The 17,837-nt window shown below is 63.7% G+C and carries 14 protein-coding genes; 7 read left to right on the forward strand and 7 right to left on the reverse strand.

Going from position 1 to position 17,837, the window contains the following annotated elements; translation table 11 throughout:
- Positions 1-65: 65 nt before the first annotated feature.
- The gene (locus CQ13_RS12850) at positions 66-1,280 is read left to right on the forward strand and encodes a mandelate racemase/muconate lactonizing enzyme family protein (RefSeq protein WP_057843242.1); all 1,215 of its coding nucleotides are present in this window, start codon (positions 66-68) and stop codon (positions 1,278-1,280) included.
- A gap of 105 nt (positions 1,281-1,385) precedes the next feature.
- On the opposite strand, the gene CQ13_RS12855 is transcribed toward CQ13_RS12850, so the two are convergent.
- The 5 genes from CQ13_RS12855 to CQ13_RS12875 all read right to left on the reverse strand — a co-directional run bounded on the left by CQ13_RS12855 (position 1,386) and on the right by CQ13_RS12875 (position 9,366).
- Positions 1,386-2,615, reverse strand: coding sequence for an ABC transporter substrate-binding protein (locus CQ13_RS12855; protein ID WP_057843243.1), 1,230 nt, complete (start codon positions 2,613-2,615; stop codon positions 1,386-1,388).
- Between the two features lie 766 nt (positions 2,616-3,381).
- A complete protein-coding gene (locus CQ13_RS12860) occupies positions 3,382-5,427 on the reverse strand; it encodes a hydantoinase/oxoprolinase family protein (RefSeq protein WP_245309154.1) in 2,046 nt (681 codons plus the stop codon).
- The gene (locus tag CQ13_RS12865; RefSeq protein WP_057843244.1) at positions 5,424-7,091 is read right to left on the reverse strand and encodes a hydantoinase B/oxoprolinase family protein; all 1,668 of its coding nucleotides are present in this window, start codon (positions 7,089-7,091) and stop codon (positions 5,424-5,426) included. Before CQ13_RS12865 ends, CQ13_RS12860 begins: the two co-directional genes overlap by 4 nt.
- A gap of 114 nt (positions 7,092-7,205) precedes the next feature.
- The gene (locus tag CQ13_RS12870) at positions 7,206-8,441 is read right to left on the reverse strand and encodes an MFS transporter (protein WP_057843245.1); all 1,236 of its coding nucleotides are present in this window, start codon (positions 8,439-8,441) and stop codon (positions 7,206-7,208) included.
- A 79-nt stretch (positions 8,442-8,520) separates the two neighbouring features.
- A complete protein-coding gene (locus tag CQ13_RS12875) occupies positions 8,521-9,366 on the reverse strand; it encodes a CmcJ/NvfI family oxidoreductase (protein WP_057843527.1) in 846 nt (281 codons plus the stop codon).
- Between CQ13_RS12875 and CQ13_RS42905 the strand changes: the two genes are divergently transcribed.
- Complete coding sequence (locus CQ13_RS42905) at positions 9,352-9,573, forward strand: hypothetical protein (protein WP_156433647.1); 222 nt, start codon at positions 9,352-9,354, stop codon at positions 9,571-9,573. The genes CQ13_RS12875 and CQ13_RS42905 overlap by 15 nt on opposite strands.
- A gap of 72 nt (positions 9,574-9,645) precedes the next feature.
- The gene (locus CQ13_RS12880; RefSeq protein WP_245309155.1) at positions 9,646-10,413 is read left to right on the forward strand and encodes an SDR family oxidoreductase; all 768 of its coding nucleotides are present in this window, start codon (positions 9,646-9,648) and stop codon (positions 10,411-10,413) included.
- A gap of 207 nt (positions 10,414-10,620) precedes the next feature.
- Here CQ13_RS12880 and CQ13_RS12885 read toward each other — a convergent pair whose 3' ends face one another.
- The gene (locus CQ13_RS12885) at positions 10,621-10,920 is read right to left on the reverse strand and encodes an HU family DNA-binding protein (protein ID WP_057843247.1); all 300 of its coding nucleotides are present in this window, start codon (positions 10,918-10,920) and stop codon (positions 10,621-10,623) included.
- A gap of 427 nt (positions 10,921-11,347) precedes the next feature.
- On the opposite strand from CQ13_RS12885, the gene CQ13_RS12890 reads away from it, so the two are divergent.
- Genes CQ13_RS12890 through CQ13_RS12905 form a run of 4 tightly spaced genes read left to right on the forward strand, consistent with a single transcriptional unit; the run spans position 11,348 to position 16,429 of the window.
- Complete coding sequence (locus CQ13_RS12890; RefSeq protein ID WP_057843248.1) at positions 11,348-12,964, forward strand: ABC transporter substrate-binding protein; 1,617 nt, start codon at positions 11,348-11,350, stop codon at positions 12,962-12,964.
- 24 nt (positions 12,965-12,988) lie between these two features.
- Complete coding sequence (locus tag CQ13_RS12895) at positions 12,989-13,966, forward strand: ABC transporter permease (RefSeq protein ID WP_057843249.1); 978 nt, start codon at positions 12,989-12,991, stop codon at positions 13,964-13,966.
- Positions 13,967-13,970: 4 nt separating this feature from the next.
- Positions 13,971-14,801 carry an ABC transporter permease gene (locus CQ13_RS12900; protein WP_057843250.1) on the forward strand — a complete coding sequence of 277 codons (831 nt, stop codon included), beginning with the start codon at positions 13,971-13,973 and terminating at the stop codon, positions 14,799-14,801.
- Complete coding sequence (locus tag CQ13_RS12905) at positions 14,798-16,429, forward strand: ABC transporter ATP-binding protein (protein ID WP_057843251.1); 1,632 nt, start codon at positions 14,798-14,800, stop codon at positions 16,427-16,429. The genes CQ13_RS12900 and CQ13_RS12905 overlap by 4 nt, the downstream gene beginning before the upstream one ends.
- Before the next feature lie 38 nt (positions 16,430-16,467).
- Here CQ13_RS12905 and CQ13_RS12910 read toward each other — a convergent pair whose 3' ends face one another.
- Positions 16,468-17,772, reverse strand: coding sequence for an NAD(P)/FAD-dependent oxidoreductase (locus CQ13_RS12910; protein WP_057843528.1), 1,305 nt, complete (start codon positions 17,770-17,772; stop codon positions 16,468-16,470).
- Positions 17,773-17,837: the final 65 nt, after the last annotated feature.

Consider the following 17,837-nt stretch of genomic DNA (forward strand, 5'->3'; position numbering starts at 1 on the left):
TGACCTCCCCGCCGATCCATTGTTGTTATCAGCCAACCACAACAACAAGCCCGGGGCAGGAAATCATGAAAAAAGCCACCACCGTTAGAAGCGTCGAAACGCTCGCCTGCGACGCCGGATGGCGGAACTACCACTTCGTCAAGATCATGACCGAGGACGGCATCGTCGGCTGGAGCGAGTACGACGAGGGTTTTGGCGCGCCCGGCGTGACGGCGGCGATCGAGCGGCTCGGCGCGCGCGTCGTCGGCAAGAACGCGTTCCAGCACGAGCGGATTTACGCCGAACTGTTCGCCGCGACGCGCCCGGCCGCCGGCGGCGTGGTGGCGCTGGCGCTTGGGGCTCTCGAGAACGCGTTGCTCGACGTCAAGGCCAAGGCGCTCGGCGTGCCCTGCTACGAACTGCTCGGCGGCAAGATCCGCGACCGCATCCGGGTCTACTGGTCGCACTGCGCGACCTGGCGCATCAACCATCCCGACTGGTTCAAGCCCGCGATTACCGGTCTCGATGGTGTGAAATCGATCGGCCGCGAGGTACGCGAAAAAGGCTTTACGGCGATGAAGACCAACATCTTCGTTTACACCGACGGCAAGCCGCAAGGCTGGCGGCCGGGCTTTGGTTCGCCGTTCGAACCCGAGATCAACGTCGATCGCAAGGTGCTGCGCAATCTCTGCATGCATCTGGAGGCAATCCGCGACGGCGCCGGCCCCGACGTCGATCTGCTGCTGGACCTCAACTTCAATGCCAAGACCGAGGGCTACCTCAAGATACTGCGCGCCATCAAGGACATGGATCTGTTCTGGGTAGAGATCGACACCTTCAACCCGCAGGCGCTGGGCTACATCCGCCGCCAGAGCCCGCATCCGGTGTCATCCTGCGAGACGCTCTTGGGCCTGCGCGAGTTCCTGCCCTATTTCAACGAACAGGCGATGGATGTCGCGATCGTCGACACGCCATGGAACGGGGTGTGGCAATCGATGAAGATCGCCGCGGCCGCCGAGCATTTCGAGGTCAACGTAGCCCCGCATAATTTCTACGGCCATCTCTGCACCATGCAGAACGCGCACTTTTCCGCCGCGGTGCCGAACTTGCGCATCATGGAAACCGACATCGATCGCCTGGCGTGGGACCATGAACTGTTTACCCACGTGCCCGAGATCGTCGACGGCCACCTCGTGATGCCGGATCGTCCGGGATGGGGCACCGAACCCAACGAGGAAGGCCTGCGCGCCCATCCGCCGAAGAGCAAGGGCGGGCTGTTGAATTACGGGCAGAAGAAGTAGTGGCCGATACCGCGTAGGATGAGTGGAGCGCAGCGATACCCATCGACCACTGCGCAAGACACTGATGGGTATCGCTTCGCTCCACCCATCCTACATGGTCGTCGCTCACTTATCGCCCGGCACGCCCAGGAACGCGCTCTCGATGACATCGCCGATTGGCTGCCATGAGTTGCCGTCGAACTGCACCAGGCGCATCTGCTCGATCGGATGGAAGTCGGTCGGGCTGGTGTTGATCGTTATTCCCGGGAATGCGACCGTGCTCCGGTAGTTCCGCAGCGACGCCGCCTGCCGCATGATGTTTTCGCGCGACAGGTCGTCACCGCACTGGGTCAATACCTGCACCAGCGTCTCGGCTGCTGCGTAGCCGAAGATGGCATTGCTGTCGTCCTTGTCGCCGTCAGGATAGTACTTGTCCATGAAGGCGAGCCACTCCTTGATGGCGGGGTCATTTTTCCAGGTGGTGTCGCTGGCATCCTTCAGGAACGAGGTGGAAATCACGCCGACGGAATTCTGAAGCCCCGCCGGTCGCAGCGCGTTCGCGATCGACGCTGCCGCATTGACCAGCAACAACACCGGATGCCACCCCAGTTCAGCCGCCTTACGGATCGCACGCGCCGCGATCGGCGGCGCACAATTGAGCACGAGCACTTCGGCGCCGGAGTTCTTGAGGATGTCGACCTGGGTATCGATTGACATGTCCGCATCGACGGCAATATCGGCGACGATCATGTTGGCGGTGATGCCGAGCCCCTCCTCCAATCCCCGGAACAGATCGCGGCCGAACTGATCGTTCTGCCAGAGCACGGCGATCTTCCGGCTCGGATAGGCAGCTTGAATGTAGTTGGCGTAGATGCGCCCCTCGGCCCGGAACGTCGGCTGCCAGCCCATCGTCCAGGGAAACCGCTTCGGATGCGCCCACTCCTCGTCGCCAGAGGCGACAAAGAGCTGCGGGATATTCCGCTCGTTGAGATAGGTTCGCGTCTCCAGATTGCCCGGCGTGCCGAACGATCCGAACATCAGGTGCACGCGTTCCTGCTCGACGAGATCACGGGTATGCTCGACCGCCGTTTTCGGATTCGAGCTGTCGTCGCGGGAGATAAATCTGATCTTGCGCCCGTTGATGCCGCCGCGCTCGTTGATCATGTCGAAATAGGCTGCCTCCGCCCTGCCGATCGAGGCGAAGGCGGCCAGCGGCCCGGTGTAGGGCATGATGTTGCCGATGCGGATTTCGGTGTCGGTCACGCCGGCAGCCCGGGCCGGCTGCGGGGCGGCCAGTATCGATCCCAAGCACAATGCGAAGAAGGCTGCTGACAGCCATTCTATTCTTGTTTTCATCAACGCGGCCCTCGAACCCGAGCTGTTCAGAGCTCGTGACGCCACCCAGCGATGACGATGATAGCGCGGGAGTTCAGGTTGTTAAAATGAAATGTTGGCGGCGCGGCATTGCCGCGCCAAATGGGTCGCCAGTCTTCATAAAATGAGACGTTGCGGTTCAGGCGTGTTTGATGTCCGATATACCCTCAGCAGCGGCACGAATTCGAACATCGCTGGATATCCGAGTTGCGTCTAAGCAATGTGTGGCAAGGAGGTCGAGGCATGAGGATAACGATCGTAGCTTTGGGAACGGCCCTGGTCCTGTGTAACCTGGGCACGTTTGGTACCGCAGCGCATGCGCAGACGGCCCAAGTCGTTCGTGAACCACGGGAAAGGCCCATCATCAGGGTGCCCGTCGTAAGGCCAACTCCCTACTGGGATTACAATATCGTTCCGCGATATCGTTATCGCCCTGAGGACGACCGGGTCGATCCATGCGGCGGGCCCGTAGTGCCGGTGATACGCGAAGGGCCTCAAGAGGCAACGGTTCCGTTGTGGCTGGCGAACGAATTGGGTCTTGGCCGTGTGCATGGTCGAGATTGGCCATGTAGGGGCCGAAATCGGTAATGCACCGATTTGAGCAGCGACGCAGCCCGCCCGAGCCAACGGGTCGCACGAATGCGCGCCACGCGACGAGCGCAATTGCGCTCGCGCGGTGATGACAGGCTCCGCGACATGCGGGACAACGGCCGGCCCCGGATATCGCTTCGCTCATCCGGGCTACGTATCATTGCAACGATATATCCAGCCAACCAAGCGCGTTGACCGTGACGCGGTCGCCAGTGTCGACGAGCACCGTGGTGGTCTCGGCTTCAATGATCGCCGGCCCCGTCATCGTATGGCCCGGCTGCAGCTCGTCGAGGGCGTAGACCGGGACTTCGCGCCAGCCGCCGAAGAAGGCTTGCCGCCGGCTATGCGGCGAACAGGCGCTGGATGATGCGGCCTCGCGCGCGCGCTCGTCCTGCCGCTGGACTTCGCCGATGGCGGCGACGCGGGCGTTGACGAAGACGACCTCCTGGCCACGCGAGGCATAGGTGTAGAGCTCCTCGTGCCTGATATGGAAACGATCTTCGATGTGGTCCACGAGATTGGGCGCGTTCCAGTCTAGGCCGTCGAGCGAGACGTCAATCTCAAAGATCTGCTCGCCGTAGCGCATTTCGTCGGAGCGCTCGATCGACACTGGACCGTTGAACCACGAGCGCAGCCGGCCGGCGGCCTGCTGCTCCAACCCGGCAAACAGCGCGCGCACTTCATCAGCGGAGATGCGCGCGCCGGCACCATAATGCGTGCGGCTGACTTCGTAGCGGAGATCGCTGGTCAGCATGCCCCAGGCCGACAGCACGGACGCCACCGTCGGCACGATGATGCGCTTGATTTCGAGTTCGCGCGCGACTTCCGCCGCGTGCAGGCCCGCCGCGCCGCCGAAACTCAACAGCGCAAATTTTCGCGGATCCACGCCGCGGCGCAGCGTCATCAGGCGGATGCCGTCGGCCATGTTCAGATTGATCATGCGGTAGATGCCCGCGGCGGCCTCGACGCGCGACAGCTCCATCGCTGCCGCGATGCGGTCGACGGCCAGTTCCGACGCCGCGCGGTCGAGCCGGCGCTTGCCGCCCATGAAGGCTGCGGCGTCGAGATAGCCGAGCACGACATTGGCGTCGGTCACAGTGGCGGCCTCGCCGCCATTGCCGTAACAGGCCGGGCCCGGTACCGAGCCCGCGCTTTCCGGCCCCACACGGAGCGTGCGGCTGGCATCGACGCTCGCGATCGAGCCGCCGCCGGCGGCGATGCTCGCGATATCGAGGCTGCGCAGCGCGATGCGCTGGCCGGCCAGCATGCCGTCTGCGGAGAGCGAGACCTGTCCCCCAGAAATCAGCGAGATATCGGTGGAGGTGCCGCCCATGTCGAACGGCACCAGATCGGGAATGCCGACCAAGTCGGAGCAGCGCCGTCCGCCGGACATGCCGCCCGCGGGGCCCGACAGCACCGTGCCCGCGGCAAGGCGCGAAGCTTCCTCGACCGGCGCCATGCCGCCATGCGACAGCACCACGAAGAGACTGCCCTTGAAGCCGGCCTCGCCGAGCCGCGCTTCGAGATTGGTCAGATAGCGCCGCACGATCGGCTCGACATAGGCGTTCACGATCGTGGTCGAGACCCGTTCATATTCCTTGATCTGCGGCAGCACGTCGCTGGAGCGCGAGATGCTGATGTCCGGCAGCGCCTGCCTCAAGCGCTCGACGGCGGCGAGTTCGTGAACCGGGTTGAGATAGGAATGCATAAAGCACACCGCGACCGAGGTCGCGCCCGATTGCCTGATGCCGGCAATTGCGTTGTCGAGCGACTTTGGGTCGAGCGGAATAAGGACACTGCCGTCGGCCTTGAGCCGCTCCTTGACGCCGAAACGCAAATCGCGCGGCACCAGCGGCGCCGGCGGCGGTGAGCGCAGATCGTAGCGGTCCGGTTTCAGGCCTTCGCGCATCTCGATGACGTCGCGATGACCTTCGGTGGTGATCAGCGCCACTTTTGCACCCTTGCGCTCCAGCAGCGCATTGGTCGCGACCGTCGTGCCGTGCACGAGGCGATCGGTCGCCGCGAGCATGTCCGAGCGCGTGACGTTGAGCCGCCGCGCCAATTCTTCCAGCCCTGCCATCACGCCGAGCGATTGATCCGCCGGGGTGGACGGCGATTTCGCAAACACGGTGCGGCCGGTCTCGTCAGTCGCCACGAGATCGGTGTAGGTCCCGCCGACGTCAACGCCTATCCTGAACATCATGAGGACGCCCGCTCCGCCGGGACTTCCGTGAAGCCCTGCTCGCGGTCGCGCCGCCGCGCCTCCGCCGATCGTTTCGCAGGCGGCCCCCAGCCGCCGCCGCCGGAAGAACGGATTTCGAGGCAATCGCCGGGGCGCAGTTCGATGCCGACTTCCTTGGTACGCAACACGCGGGGCTCGCGGCCCTCGGAGAGTAGACGATAGTGATGCGGCGTGCCGTCCTCACCGCCGAGCATGCCGCACGGACCGTGGCGCGCGCCGTCGCCGGCGGTATTGCCCTTCGCAGGCTTTTCCGTCTCCAGCACCAGATCGAGCGACACGCCGAGGCCGCCACGATGCTGTCCGTCGCCGCCGGAGCCGGGGCGGAATTCATGCATGCGGAAATGCAGGGGAAAGCGCACTTCGGCGACCTCCAGGCTCCCGAACTTCAGCCCGCCGACCGAGTGCCACTCGCCGATCGACGACCAGCCGTCGCCGCCGGACGACGCGCCGCCGCCCGGCCGCGCCTGAAACAGGTGCCAGATGAAATTCTTTCCCGTGCGCGGGTCTTCACCCTGAATTGCGATGCGAAAACGCCTGCTCCAGCCCGCCATTGCGCGCTCCGGGCAGGACGCCGACAGGGCTTTCACGATGGCTTCGACGATTTCATTCGAGGGATGGCTGGTGCACAGCGTTACCGGCCGGCCCGGATCCGCCCACACCACGGTGCCCTGTTTCGCAATTACCTTCAGCGGACGCAGCGCGCCGGTGTTCTTGGGGATTTCCGCATCGATCAGATAGGCAAAGGCCATCGCGACCGCGGCCTGCATGTTGGCGTGCGAGGAGTTCACAAAGCTGGTCGATTGCAGATCGGAGTCGGAGAGATCGACCTCGACGTCACTGCCATTCTTGGTCACCTTCGCCGCGATGCGGATATCGGTGCGGCCATGGCCGTCATCGTCGAGAAATGCCTCGCCGTAGAACACGCCGTCCTTCCAGGTCGAGACCACCGCGCGGGTCTGCTGCTCGGTGGCGTCGAGGATGGCCTCGACGGCGGCCTCGACCACCGGCGCGCCGAACTCGGCGAATAGTCGCGACAGCCGCCGCTCGCCGAGGTGCGCCGCGCCGAGCATCGCCGCGAGATCGCCGCGGAATTCTCTGGGATTGCGAATGTTCAGCGCCAGCAGGTCAAGCAGATCGTCGCGGAGCTTGCCCGCTTCATAGAGCTTGATTGGCGGAACGCGCAGCCCTTCCTGATAGATCTCGGTCGCGGCGGGGTTATAAGCGCCGTGGGTGGCGCCGCCGATGTCGCTCTGGTGCGCACGCACGATGGTCCAGAGCAGCCGCCGCTCGCCGTCGAACACCGGCACGAAGGCGGTCAAATCAGGCAGATGGCTTCCGCCATAATCGGGATCGTTGAGCAGGATCACGTCGCCGGGCTTAACGTCCTTGAAGCGCTCTTCGACCGCGAGCGTCGCCCATGGCAGCGCGCCGACATGAACCGGCAGGTGATCGGCCTGCGCGATCAGTCGTCCGCTCGTGTCGCAGATCGCCAGCGAAAAATCGCGGCTGGAATTGAGGATCTGCGAATAGGAGGTGCGAAGCATCGCCTCACCCATCTCCTTCACGATCGAGCTGAGGCGGTGCTGGACGACGGAGCGCGTGATGGGATCGATCCTGGCGGACATTGTTACCCGTTGTCAGTTGTTCAGCATCAGAGTGTAGGATGGGTTGAGCTCTTGCGAAACCCATCACAACACGGGAGGCTGGCATTGATGGGTATCGCTTCCGCTCCGCCCATCCTAGGTGTACAGCAAAAATACCACCGTCCCCACGATCAAGGCCGCCGCCATGAACAGCAGCACCGCGGGCAGGCCCAGCACCGCCGCGACCACGCCGGTTGCCGATTGCATCAGCGCGGCGCCGAGGAAGAACGCGAGGTTGACGGCGGAGAGCGCCTTGCCGGCGCTCTGCGCGCCCGCCAATTGCCGCGTCATGCCGAAGAGCAGCGGCTGAGCCGATATCGCGATGCCGATCATGACCAGCAGCACGGTGTCAAGTCGCGGCGGCATCGCGGTCATCCCGAACAGTTCCGAAAGCGGATAATACGGCGCGCCCGCCGCCATCAGCGCGAGCAACACGGCTACGAAGCAATGGCTGGCGGCCAGCACCTCGCGGCGGTGGCCGATATTGCGGTCGAGGATGCCCATCAGGAGGGGACCAACGATCAACGCGAGCGTGAACAGGCCGAGCGCGTTGCCGGCTTCGATGCGGCCAAGCCCTTTGACCTCCATCAGCCACGGTCCGCCCCATAATCCGCGCAACACCAGCGAGACCGCCAGCGAGACCAGCGACAGCGCGATCAGGCCGCGCAGTGGTCGCGACAGGCCGATGCGCAGCACCTCGGCCATTTGCGATAACGGCGAGGAGTCGTCGGCATGCGCGGCCGGTTGCTTCGGCACCAGCGCGAACACAGCCACCGCCACCACAGCTCCGAAGCCGGCGGAGATCCAGAATCCGGCCCGCCATCCCCATTGCTCGACGACCAGGGCCAGCGGGCTCGACGACAGCAGCATGCCGATATTGCCGATCGATAGAATGATGCCGGACCACAAACCGAAGCGCGCCGCCGACATCTGTTTCGCCGCCAGCGTCATCGGGCACATCAGCATACCCGAGGTGGCGACCCCGAGCAGGAATTGACCGAACAGAAAGCCCTCCGGTCCGGTGGCCAGACCCGACGCCAGCGCGCCGACGATGGTTCCCGCCAGCAGACTGAGCGACACCGGCCGCACGCCAAACCGATCCATCGCTGCGCCGACCGGAATCTGCGAAGCGGCAAAGGCAAAATGATAGATCGAGGTAAGGCTCGCCAGCGTCTGCGAGGGCGTTTTAAAATCGGCCGCCATCACGTCGAGGCTGATGGCCGGAATGGTTCGCAGCAGCGTCGACAGCATGTGACCGCAGGCCAGCGCCAGCAGCGCAAAAATCAGGGCGCGGAAATTGACATCCGCACCGTCGGCCTTGCCGTCGTCCATGAGCCGTCTCGCCCCAAAACTGTTTCGGGGCGAGGTAGCACCAATATGGTGAGAACGCGAATCCGCCCGCTCGCAGCGATCAATTCCTGTGGAACACCAGCGTTCGCAGTTCGATGCTCTCGCGCGGCGGCGCATCGGCCGGCGTTGTCGGATCCATGAAGGCGGTATGCGGCCCGAACCGCGTGCGGCCGTCGGTTGCGGAATCGTAGCACTTCAACAGCAACGCCTCGTCGGTCCGCATTTCCGGAATGTAGTACCAGCGATGGTTCGGGTTGTATTTTACCGAATAGGTTTCGCCGCTGCGGTTCGGATAGATCAGGTCGGAAGCGACGAGATCGCCCGGCTCGACCGTCTGGCCGTCGCACATCGCCAGCGGCGCATCGCGCAACGGACCCCGGATCGGCCGCCAGACGTTGATGACCTGCACCCGTCCCTTCAGAAGCTCGTCGGCCTCATCCGGCAGATGTTCGCGCACGCGGCTGGCGCCTGATTTATCGGTCTGGTCGACATGGACCCGCGTAGCCGGCTGGCGCGGTCCGGCCCCCCTGATATCGGCGGCGCCCTCCACGCGCTTGCGCACGGTGTGATCGAAGATGAAGACGCGGTCGGCTTTGAGCGTCGCCTTCAGGAAGGCTTCCACGGCGGGATAGTAGACGTTCCTCACTTCCTTATCGTCATAGAAATTCCTGACGATGGTGGGATGGCGGACCAGCGCAAAACCTTCGCGGTCGAGCGAAAGGTTTGCCGCGATCAGGCGCGCGTCGAAGATCGGGACGTTGTGCGGTTCGGGCAGCGCGGTGGATTTGGGTTCGCCCGGCGGCGGATCGAAAGCGTAGGTGCGGGGCTTTCCCGGCGTCGGCGCGAGATAGTTCAGCTCGGCGGTGACGAAGGGAAGCGATTCGAGTTTTGCTTGCTGCAGGCCCATGGTGGTCTCCTGGACTCCATTGTTGTTCTGCTTGATCTTGGCGCGGCCGCCGAGCCCCACAAGGCGCGCTCGAAAAATAGCAACATTGCCGTTCCCGGTGGCGGCAAACGGGGAAAATCCTTTTCGAAAGTGCCGGCCAACACGGATGGTATTTCCGCCCCTCACGGATTCGTCATCGTGCAAGAGCGCGCGTTGACGCTGCGATGAGGTACGGCAACAATGGGGGTCACTCGACCCGTTCCCGGGTCAATTCACAGGCAGAACCACATGCAAGTCACGATGAAGGACAGAGTCGCCGTCGTCACCGGCGGCAGCAAAGGCATTGGCCTCGCCGTCGCGCGGCGATTTGCCGCCTCCGGCGCCAAAGTGGCGATCCTCGCGCGCGGCGCAGCCGACCTGACGGCAGCGCGGGAGCTGCTTGCGAAGGACGGACTGGAGGTCCGCGATTACGTCTGCGACGTCTCGAAGGCGAAAGGCATCGGCAATGCGCATGAAAGGATTGTCGCCGACCTCGGCCCGGTCGACATCCTCATCAACAATGCAGGCACCGCGCGGACGATGGCGTTCGAGAACATCTCCGACGAGGCCTGGCAGGAAGACCTCGATCTCAAACTATTCGCCGCGATCCGCTTCAGCCGGCTGGTCTGGCCGGGCATGAAGGCGCGCAAATGGGGCCGCATCATCAACGTGCTCAACACCTACGCCAAGGCGCCGGCTGCCTCCTCGGCGCCGACCTCGGTCTCACGGGCGGCCGGCATGGCGCTGACCAAGGTGATGGCGAGCGAAGGCGGCGAGCACAACATCCTGGTGAATGCCATGCTGGTCGGCCTGATCATGAGCGATCAATGGGTCAAGCGCCACGCCGCGCAGGCACCCGATATGGATTTCGAGGTGTTTGCCAAGAATCTCGCCAAGGGCACGCCTTTGGGGCGCATCGGCACAGCGGAGGAATTCGCCAATTTGGCCTGCTTCCTCGCTTCCGATCAGGGCTCGTTCATCACCGGCACCGCCATCAATGTCGATGGCGGGCGGTCGCCGGTGGTGTAAGAGCGAGCTGCGCTGCTGCATCTTCTCCCTCGCCCCGCTCTTGCGGGGCGAGGGTTGGGGTGAGGGGCTGTTTCGGCAAATTCGAAAGATCGGAGTAAGCGGAGAGCGCGCCCCTCACCCGCCGCGTAAGCGCGGCGACCTCTCCCCGCAAGAGCGGGGCGAGGTAAAACAAAAAGGCCCCCGTCGCCAGGGGCCTTTTCGCTCTTCTTAAACCGCGTCCTTGGCGGCCTTGACCGGGCGGGCCCGGACGATCTTGCGGGCCGGCTTGGCCTTGAACATCATTTCCTCGCCCGTGAAGGGGTTGGTGCCCTTACGAGCCTTGGTCGCCGGCTTCTTCACCACGACGAACTTCGCGAAGCCGGGAACGAGGAACACCCCGTTCTTCTTCAGCTCCTTGTGGCCGACGTCAACGAGCGTGTCCATCACGCTCTTGACCTCTTTCTTCGAAACTTCGGTGGTGGTCGCGATCTTCTCGATGAGCTGCGACTTAGACATTTGGGTGGCCATGGTTGCTCCATTGATTCTGGCACAGGCGACGATATGGCGGAAAACGCCTAAAAAACAGGGTTTCCGACATTCTGCACAACTATCTCGCTAGTCGAGTTGCAGTGATTCGTCCAATTTTTCCGGGGTTTTTAGCATCGGAGGCCGTCCGGGGCCTATTTTTATGGGGAATCAGCGCGCCCCGAGGCCCCGATTCAGGACAATCTGAGACTGCCCTCGCGTCTTTGCCTCTATCGGGGCGAGCCGTGATCTGCCCTCTGACACGACAAAATGCACAGACTGATCGGCCAGTAAGCACGTTGTTTTCTGGAAGGATTTTCCGCTCTGCGCGTTGATTTGAAAATGACTCGCGTTGGTCTTCCATCGTAACATCGCCCTTAAGGCGGACGCGTGAACGGTCTGCCATCAATATCGTGTTCGGAGACTACGCATGGATTTGACGCGCCTTGAGATCAATCGCCGCACCGCGCTGCTGACGTCGGCAGCCATCGCGGCCAACGTTGTCAATCCGATGCGGGCCTTCGCGCAGGAAACGCCGCGCAAGGGCGGCGTGTTCAACGTCCATTACGGCGCCGAGCAGCGCCAGCTCAATCCGAGCATCCAGGCCTCCACCGGCGTCTACATCATCGGCGGCAAGATCCAGGAAAACCTCGTCGATCTCGACGCCAACGGCCGGCCGGTCGGCGTGCTCGCCGAGAGCTGGGAAGCTGCGCCCGACGGCAAGACCGTGACCTTCAAGCTGCGCAAGGACATCACCTGGCACGACGGCAAGCCGTTCACCTCGGCTGACGTCGAATTCACCGCCATGAACATGTGGAAGAAGATCCTCAATTACGGATCGACGCTGCAGCTCTTCCTCACCGCCGTCGAAACGCCTGATGCCCAGACCGCGATCTTCAAATATGAGCGGCCGATGCCGCTGAACCTGCTGCTCCGCGCCCTGCCCGACCTCGGTTACGTCTCGGCCAAGCATCTCTACGAGAGCGGCGACATCAGGCAGAACCCGACCAACCTCGCACCCGTCGGCACCGGCCCGTTCAAGTTCGTCAGGTATGAGCGCGGGCAATACATCATCGCCGACCGCAACGAGAATTACTGGCGTCCGAACGCTCCCTATCTCGACCGCATCGTCTGGCGCGTGATCACCGACCGATCTGCGGCGGCCGCGCAGATGGAGGCCGGCGAGTTGCACTACTCGCCGTTCTCGGGACTAACGCTCTCGGACCTGGCCCGGCTTTCGAAGGACAAGCGCTTTATCGTCTCCACCAAGGGCAATGAAGGCAACGCGCGGACCAATACGCTCGAGTTCAACTTCCGCCGCAAGGAATTGTCCGACATCCGCGTCCGCCGTGCGATTGCCCATGCGATCAACGTGCCGTTCTTCATCGAGAACTTTCTCGGCGATTTCGCCAAGCTTGGCACCGGGCCGATCCCCTCGACCTCGACGGACTTCTATCCCGGGCCGAACACGCCGCAATATCCTTACGATAAGGCCAAGGCCGCAGCGCTGCTCGACGAAGCCGGTTTCAAGGCGGCACGTGGAGGCACGCGCTTCTCGCTAAGACTGTTGCCTGCGCCGTGGGGCGAGGACATCTCGCTGTGGTCGACCTTCATCCAGCAATCGCTCGGCGAGATCGGCATTCCCGTCGAGATCGTGCGCAACGACGGCGGCGGCTTCCTCAAGCAGGTCTATGACGAGCACGCTTTCGATATCGCCACCGGCTGGCACCAGTATCGCAACGATCCCGCGGTCTCGACCACGGTCTGGTATCGCTCGGGCCAGCCGAAGGGCGCGCCCTGGACCAACCAGTGGGGCTGGCAAGACAAGAACGTAGACAAGACAATCGATGATGCCGCGACCGAAATCGATCCGGCCAAACGCAAGGCGCTCTACGCCCAGTTCGTCAAGGAAGTGAACACGGAGCTGCCGGTCTGGATGCCGATCGAGCAGATTTTCGTCACCACGATTACGGCGAAGGCACGCAACCACTCCAACACCCCGCGCTGGGGATCGACGAGTTGGCACGATCTTTGGCTTTCGGCTTAAGCCGATATCCGTCAAGATAGGCGTATGCGCATCCTCAGCCTTGCGGGGCGGCGGCTTGCCGCCTCGATCCCGACCCTGATCCTGATCCTGATCGGCGTGTTCCTGCTGCTGCAGTTCGCACCGGGCGACACCGTCGATGCCATGATGGCGCAGATGGGCGGCGGCGATGCCGCGACCGCCAAGGAGCTGCGCAAATTCTACGGGCTCGACCTCTCGATCCCGGCCCAGCTCGGCAATTACCTCTGGCGGCTGGTGCGGCTCGACCTCGGCTTCTCCTCGATCTACGGCAAGCCGGTGGCCTCGGTCATCCTGGAACGGCTGCCGCCGACGATCCTTTTGATGACCGCGTCGCTGTCGTTTGCGTTCTTCTTCGGGCTCGTGTTCGGCGTGATCGCCGCGCGCGGCGTCAACCGCTGGCCCGATACGTTAATCTCCACGCTCGGCCTGATCTTCTACGCCACGCCCTCGTTCTGGTTCGGCCTGATGGCCATTGTCGTGTTCTCGGTCTATCTGCAATGGCTGCCGCCCGGTGGTTTTGAGGATATCGGAGTGGTCCGGACCGGCATCTGGCGAGCCCTCGATATCGCAAGTCACCTGGTGCTGCCGACGCTCACCCTCGGGTTGATCTTTCTCGCCATTTACCTTCGCATCATGCGCGCCTCGATGCTGGAAGTGCTCAACCTCGACTACGTCCGCACCGCGCGCGCAAAGGGCCTCGACGAGACGCACGTGGTGACGCGACACGTGCTGCGCAATGCGCTGTTGCCGATGGTGACGCTGATTGGATTGCAGGCCGGCACCATGCTGGGCGGATCGGTGGTGGTCGAAAGCGTGTTCTCGTTGCCGGGGCTCGGGCGGCTTGCCTATGAATCGGTGGTGCAGCGCGACCTCAATACCTTGCTGGGCATCGTCTTCGTCTCCGCGCTGCTCGTCATCACCGTGAACTTCATCGTCGACCTCATCTATGCGCGGCTCGACCCACGCATCACGGCGGAGGGCTAGCGCGGTGGACGCGGTCAAGCGCTACTTCCGAAGTCCCGCCGCGGTCGCGGGCCTGATCCTGCTCCTGATCGTGATCGCGATGGCGATCTCGGCCGGCTGGTTCTACCCGCGCGATCCGCTGGCGCTCGCCGGCCGGCCGCTGGTCTGGCCGTTCTCCAACCCCCGCTTCCTGCTCGGCACCGACAATTCAGGACGCGATATCGCCGCGCAGATATTCTATGGCGCGCGGATATCGCTTTTGATCGGTGGCGTTGCAACCGCAATTGCGATCCTGATCGGCATCCTGGTCGGCGCCTTCGCCGGCTACTACGGCGGCTGGGTCGACAATGTCCTGATGCGGATTACCGAGGCGTTCCAGACGCTGCCGAACTTCGTGCTGCTGCTGGTGCTGGTCGCCGTGTTCGGCTCGACGTTGACGACGGTCACGATCGCCGTCGGCGTGGTGTCGTGGCCGGCGCCGGCGCGGCTGACCCGCGCGGAGTTTTTGTCGCTGCGCAACCGCGAATTCGTCCAGGCCGGGCGGACACTCGGCATGAAGAATATCCAGCTCATTTTCGGCGAGATCCTGCCCAATGCGCTGCCGCCCGTCATTGTCTACGCCAGCGTAGTGATGGCGGTCGCGATCCTGCTCGAAAGCGCGCTCGCTTTCCTGCGGCTGTCGGACCCCAACGTGGCGTCCTGGGGCAATCTGATCGGCCTCGGCCGCGATGTGCTGCGGGTGCAGTGGTACGTGTCAGCAATCCCCGGCATCGCCATCCTCGTTACCGTGCTCGCGGTGTCGCTGGTCGGCCAGGGCCTCAATGATGCGCTCAATCCGAGGCTGAAAGGCCGATGAGCGCGAAAGATACCATCCTCTTGCTCGATCGCTTGAGCGTTCGCCTGCCCGGCGGCGCGGATAGAGCGCATGCGCTATCGGGCGTGTCGCTGGAAATCGCTTCCAACGAGATCCTCTGCGTGGTCGGCGAATCCGGCTCCGGCAAGTCGATGATGGCGAATGCGATCATGCGGCTGTTGCCCAATGAGGTAACGATCGATGGCGGCCGGATGCTATTCGAGGGCCGCGACCTCTGCGCAGCTTCGGTTGCTGAAATGCGCGAGGTACGCGGCGCCGGCATTGCGATGATCTTCCAGGAGCCGATGACGGCGCTCAATCCGCTGCGCACCATCGGCGACCAGATCGCCGAGATGTTCTCGATCCATACCGAACTGTCAAAGGCGGAGATAGGCGCGAAAGTGCTGGCGCTGCTCGCCGACGTCCGCATTCCCGATCCGAAGCTGGCGGCAAAGGCCTATCCGCATGAGCTATCCGGCGGGCAGCGCCAGCGGGCCATGATCGCGATGGCGCTGGCGCTCGATCCGAAACTCCTGATTGCCGACGAGCCGACCACGGCGCTCGACGTCACGACGCAGGCGCAGATACTAGAACTGATCCGCGACCTGCAGCGGCGCCGCAGGACGGCGGTCATGTTCATTACCCATGATTTCGGCGTTGTCGCCGAGATTGCCGACCGCGTGGCGGTGATGCAGCACGGCGTCATCGTCGAACAGGGTACGGCTTCCGACGTGCTGCACCATCCACAGCACGCCTATACCAAGCAGCTCATCGCCGCTGTACCACCACTGAACGCACCTCCCCCGCGGGCGCTTGCCTCTGACAACATCCTGACGATCACCGATGTCTCGAAGACCTATCGCACCGGCGGTTTTCTCGGGCGCGGCGCGCGGGTGACGGCGGCCGTGAAGAACGTGTCGCTCAACCTGCCGCGCGGTGCGACGCTCGGCATCGTCGGCGAGTCCGGTTCGGGCAAATCGACGCTGGCGCGCTGCATCGTGCGGCTGATCGATCCCGATACCGGATCGATCGTGCTCGATGGCAGCGACTGGGCAAAAATGCCGCGTGAAGAGGTCCGCCGCGAGACGCGGCATATCCAGATGGTGTTTCAAGACCCGTTCGCCTCGCTCAATCCGCGCCGCAAGGCGGCTGAGCTGGTGGCGCAGGGACCAATCGTGCACGGCACGCCGCGCGCCAAGGCGATTGCGGATGCGAAAGAACTATTCGCGCTGGTCGGGCTGGATCCTTCCGCCAGGGACCGCTATCCGCACGAATTCTCCGGCGGCCAGCGCCAGCGCATCGGACTTGCGCGGGCGCTGGCGCTGAATCCGGACGTGCTGGTGGCGGACGAGCCGGTGTCGGCGCTCGATGTTTCCGTGCAAGCGCAGGTGTTAAAGCTGCTCGCCGAATTGCGGATGCGGCTCGGGCTTTCGATCGTCTTCATCACACATGATCTTCGCGTCGCCGCGCAAATCTGCGACCTTGTCGCGGTGATGAAGGATGGTGAGGTGGTGGAGCACGGACGCGCGGCGGAGGTTTTCGGCAATCCACAGCATCCTTATACGCGCGCGCTGCTCGACTCGATCCCCGGCGGGGAGTTTGCGCGGGAGCATGCGACGGAGGCGGTGTAGCTCCCTCTCCCCGCCCTTTAGCGGGGAGAGGGAGAAGATCACGCCATCTCCCTGGCATCTCGCCGGCGGTAGACCAGCAGCATCAGCGGCGCGAGCTTGCGCAGAATGCCGTGGGCGACGATCGGCACTGGCTCGGTGAACGGCAGCGCCAGTTCGTTCTCCGGCACGCCGCGGACGGCCTTTGCCAGCTCGTTGCCGAGAGGCATCGTCAGCGCCACGGCGCGGCCGTTGCAACCGGTCCAGCCGAACGCATTGGGCCCGAGCTTGTGAACGCGCGGCAGGAAATCCGTGGTCATGCCGACATAACCGTTCCAGACATAATCGAACGAGACCTCGCCGATCTGCGGCCACAGCCGCTGCAGGCGTTCGGTGACGCGCGCCTTGATCCGCTCCACCTTGTTGCCGGGGCCGATCACCGCGCCGCCGGTGACCAGGCGGTTTCGCGCGTCGTAGCGCGCGAAATAGAGTTCGCCATGGGTATCCGACATCGCCTGCCGGCCGGGAATGATCGTCTTTCGGACGTTGTCCGACAACGGCTGCGTCGCCATTTGCCACGACAGCACCGGCATCACCTCGCGCGCAATCTCAGGCACCAGTGATTTGGAGAACTCGCCGCTATAGGCATTGCTCGCCACGACTAGCGCGCGGCCGAAGATTTCGCCCTTCGCCGTCTTGACCACCCAGCGGTCGCCCCGGCGTTCAAAACTTTCCGCCGGCGAGCGCGCGTAAATGCGCGCGCCGAGGCCGAGCACGGTGCGCGCGAGGCCACGGGCCAGCGCCAGCGGATTGATGTGGCCGCCGGTTTTGTTCCAGAAGCCGCCGAACCATGCATCGGAGCCGAGCATTTCGCGCGTCTGCTCGCGCGACAGCAACTCAACCGGCGCGCCGAACTTCGACCACTGCCGCACCCGCCGTTCCGCGATCTTGATGCGGCCGGGCGAATGCACGGGCTGAACCCAGCCGGCCTGTTCCCCCTCGGCGTCGATCTTGTAGCGCCGCGTCACGTCGAAGAGATAAGAAGCGCTGTCGCGCAACACGCCGACGAAACGTTCGCCGGCCGCGCCGTGCCTGGCGATGATATCTTCGGGATCGGGCCGCGACAGCGTCGGGATCACCTGGCCATTGTTGCGGCCCGATGCACCCCAGCCCGGCTCCGCGGCTTCGACAATCGCGACATCGACGCCCGCTTCGCGCAGATGCAGCGCGGTGGAAAGTCCGGTGAAGCCTCCGCCGATCACGATCACATCGGCCTGCTGCGAGCCGATCAGTTCCGGTAAATCAGGCCCCGATGGCGTCACGGCCGCCCACAGTGAATCGGGCCAGCGGACGTTGCTCGTGTTCATCATGATCCTTTCTTGCAGGCAACTGATCGTTCTGATTAGCTTAGACCGCTAACGAGCCTCAGGGA

The sequence above is a fragment of the Bradyrhizobium retamae genome (assembly GCF_001440415.1).
Taxonomy (GTDB): Bacteria; Pseudomonadota; Alphaproteobacteria; order Rhizobiales; family Xanthobacteraceae; genus Bradyrhizobium; species Bradyrhizobium retamae.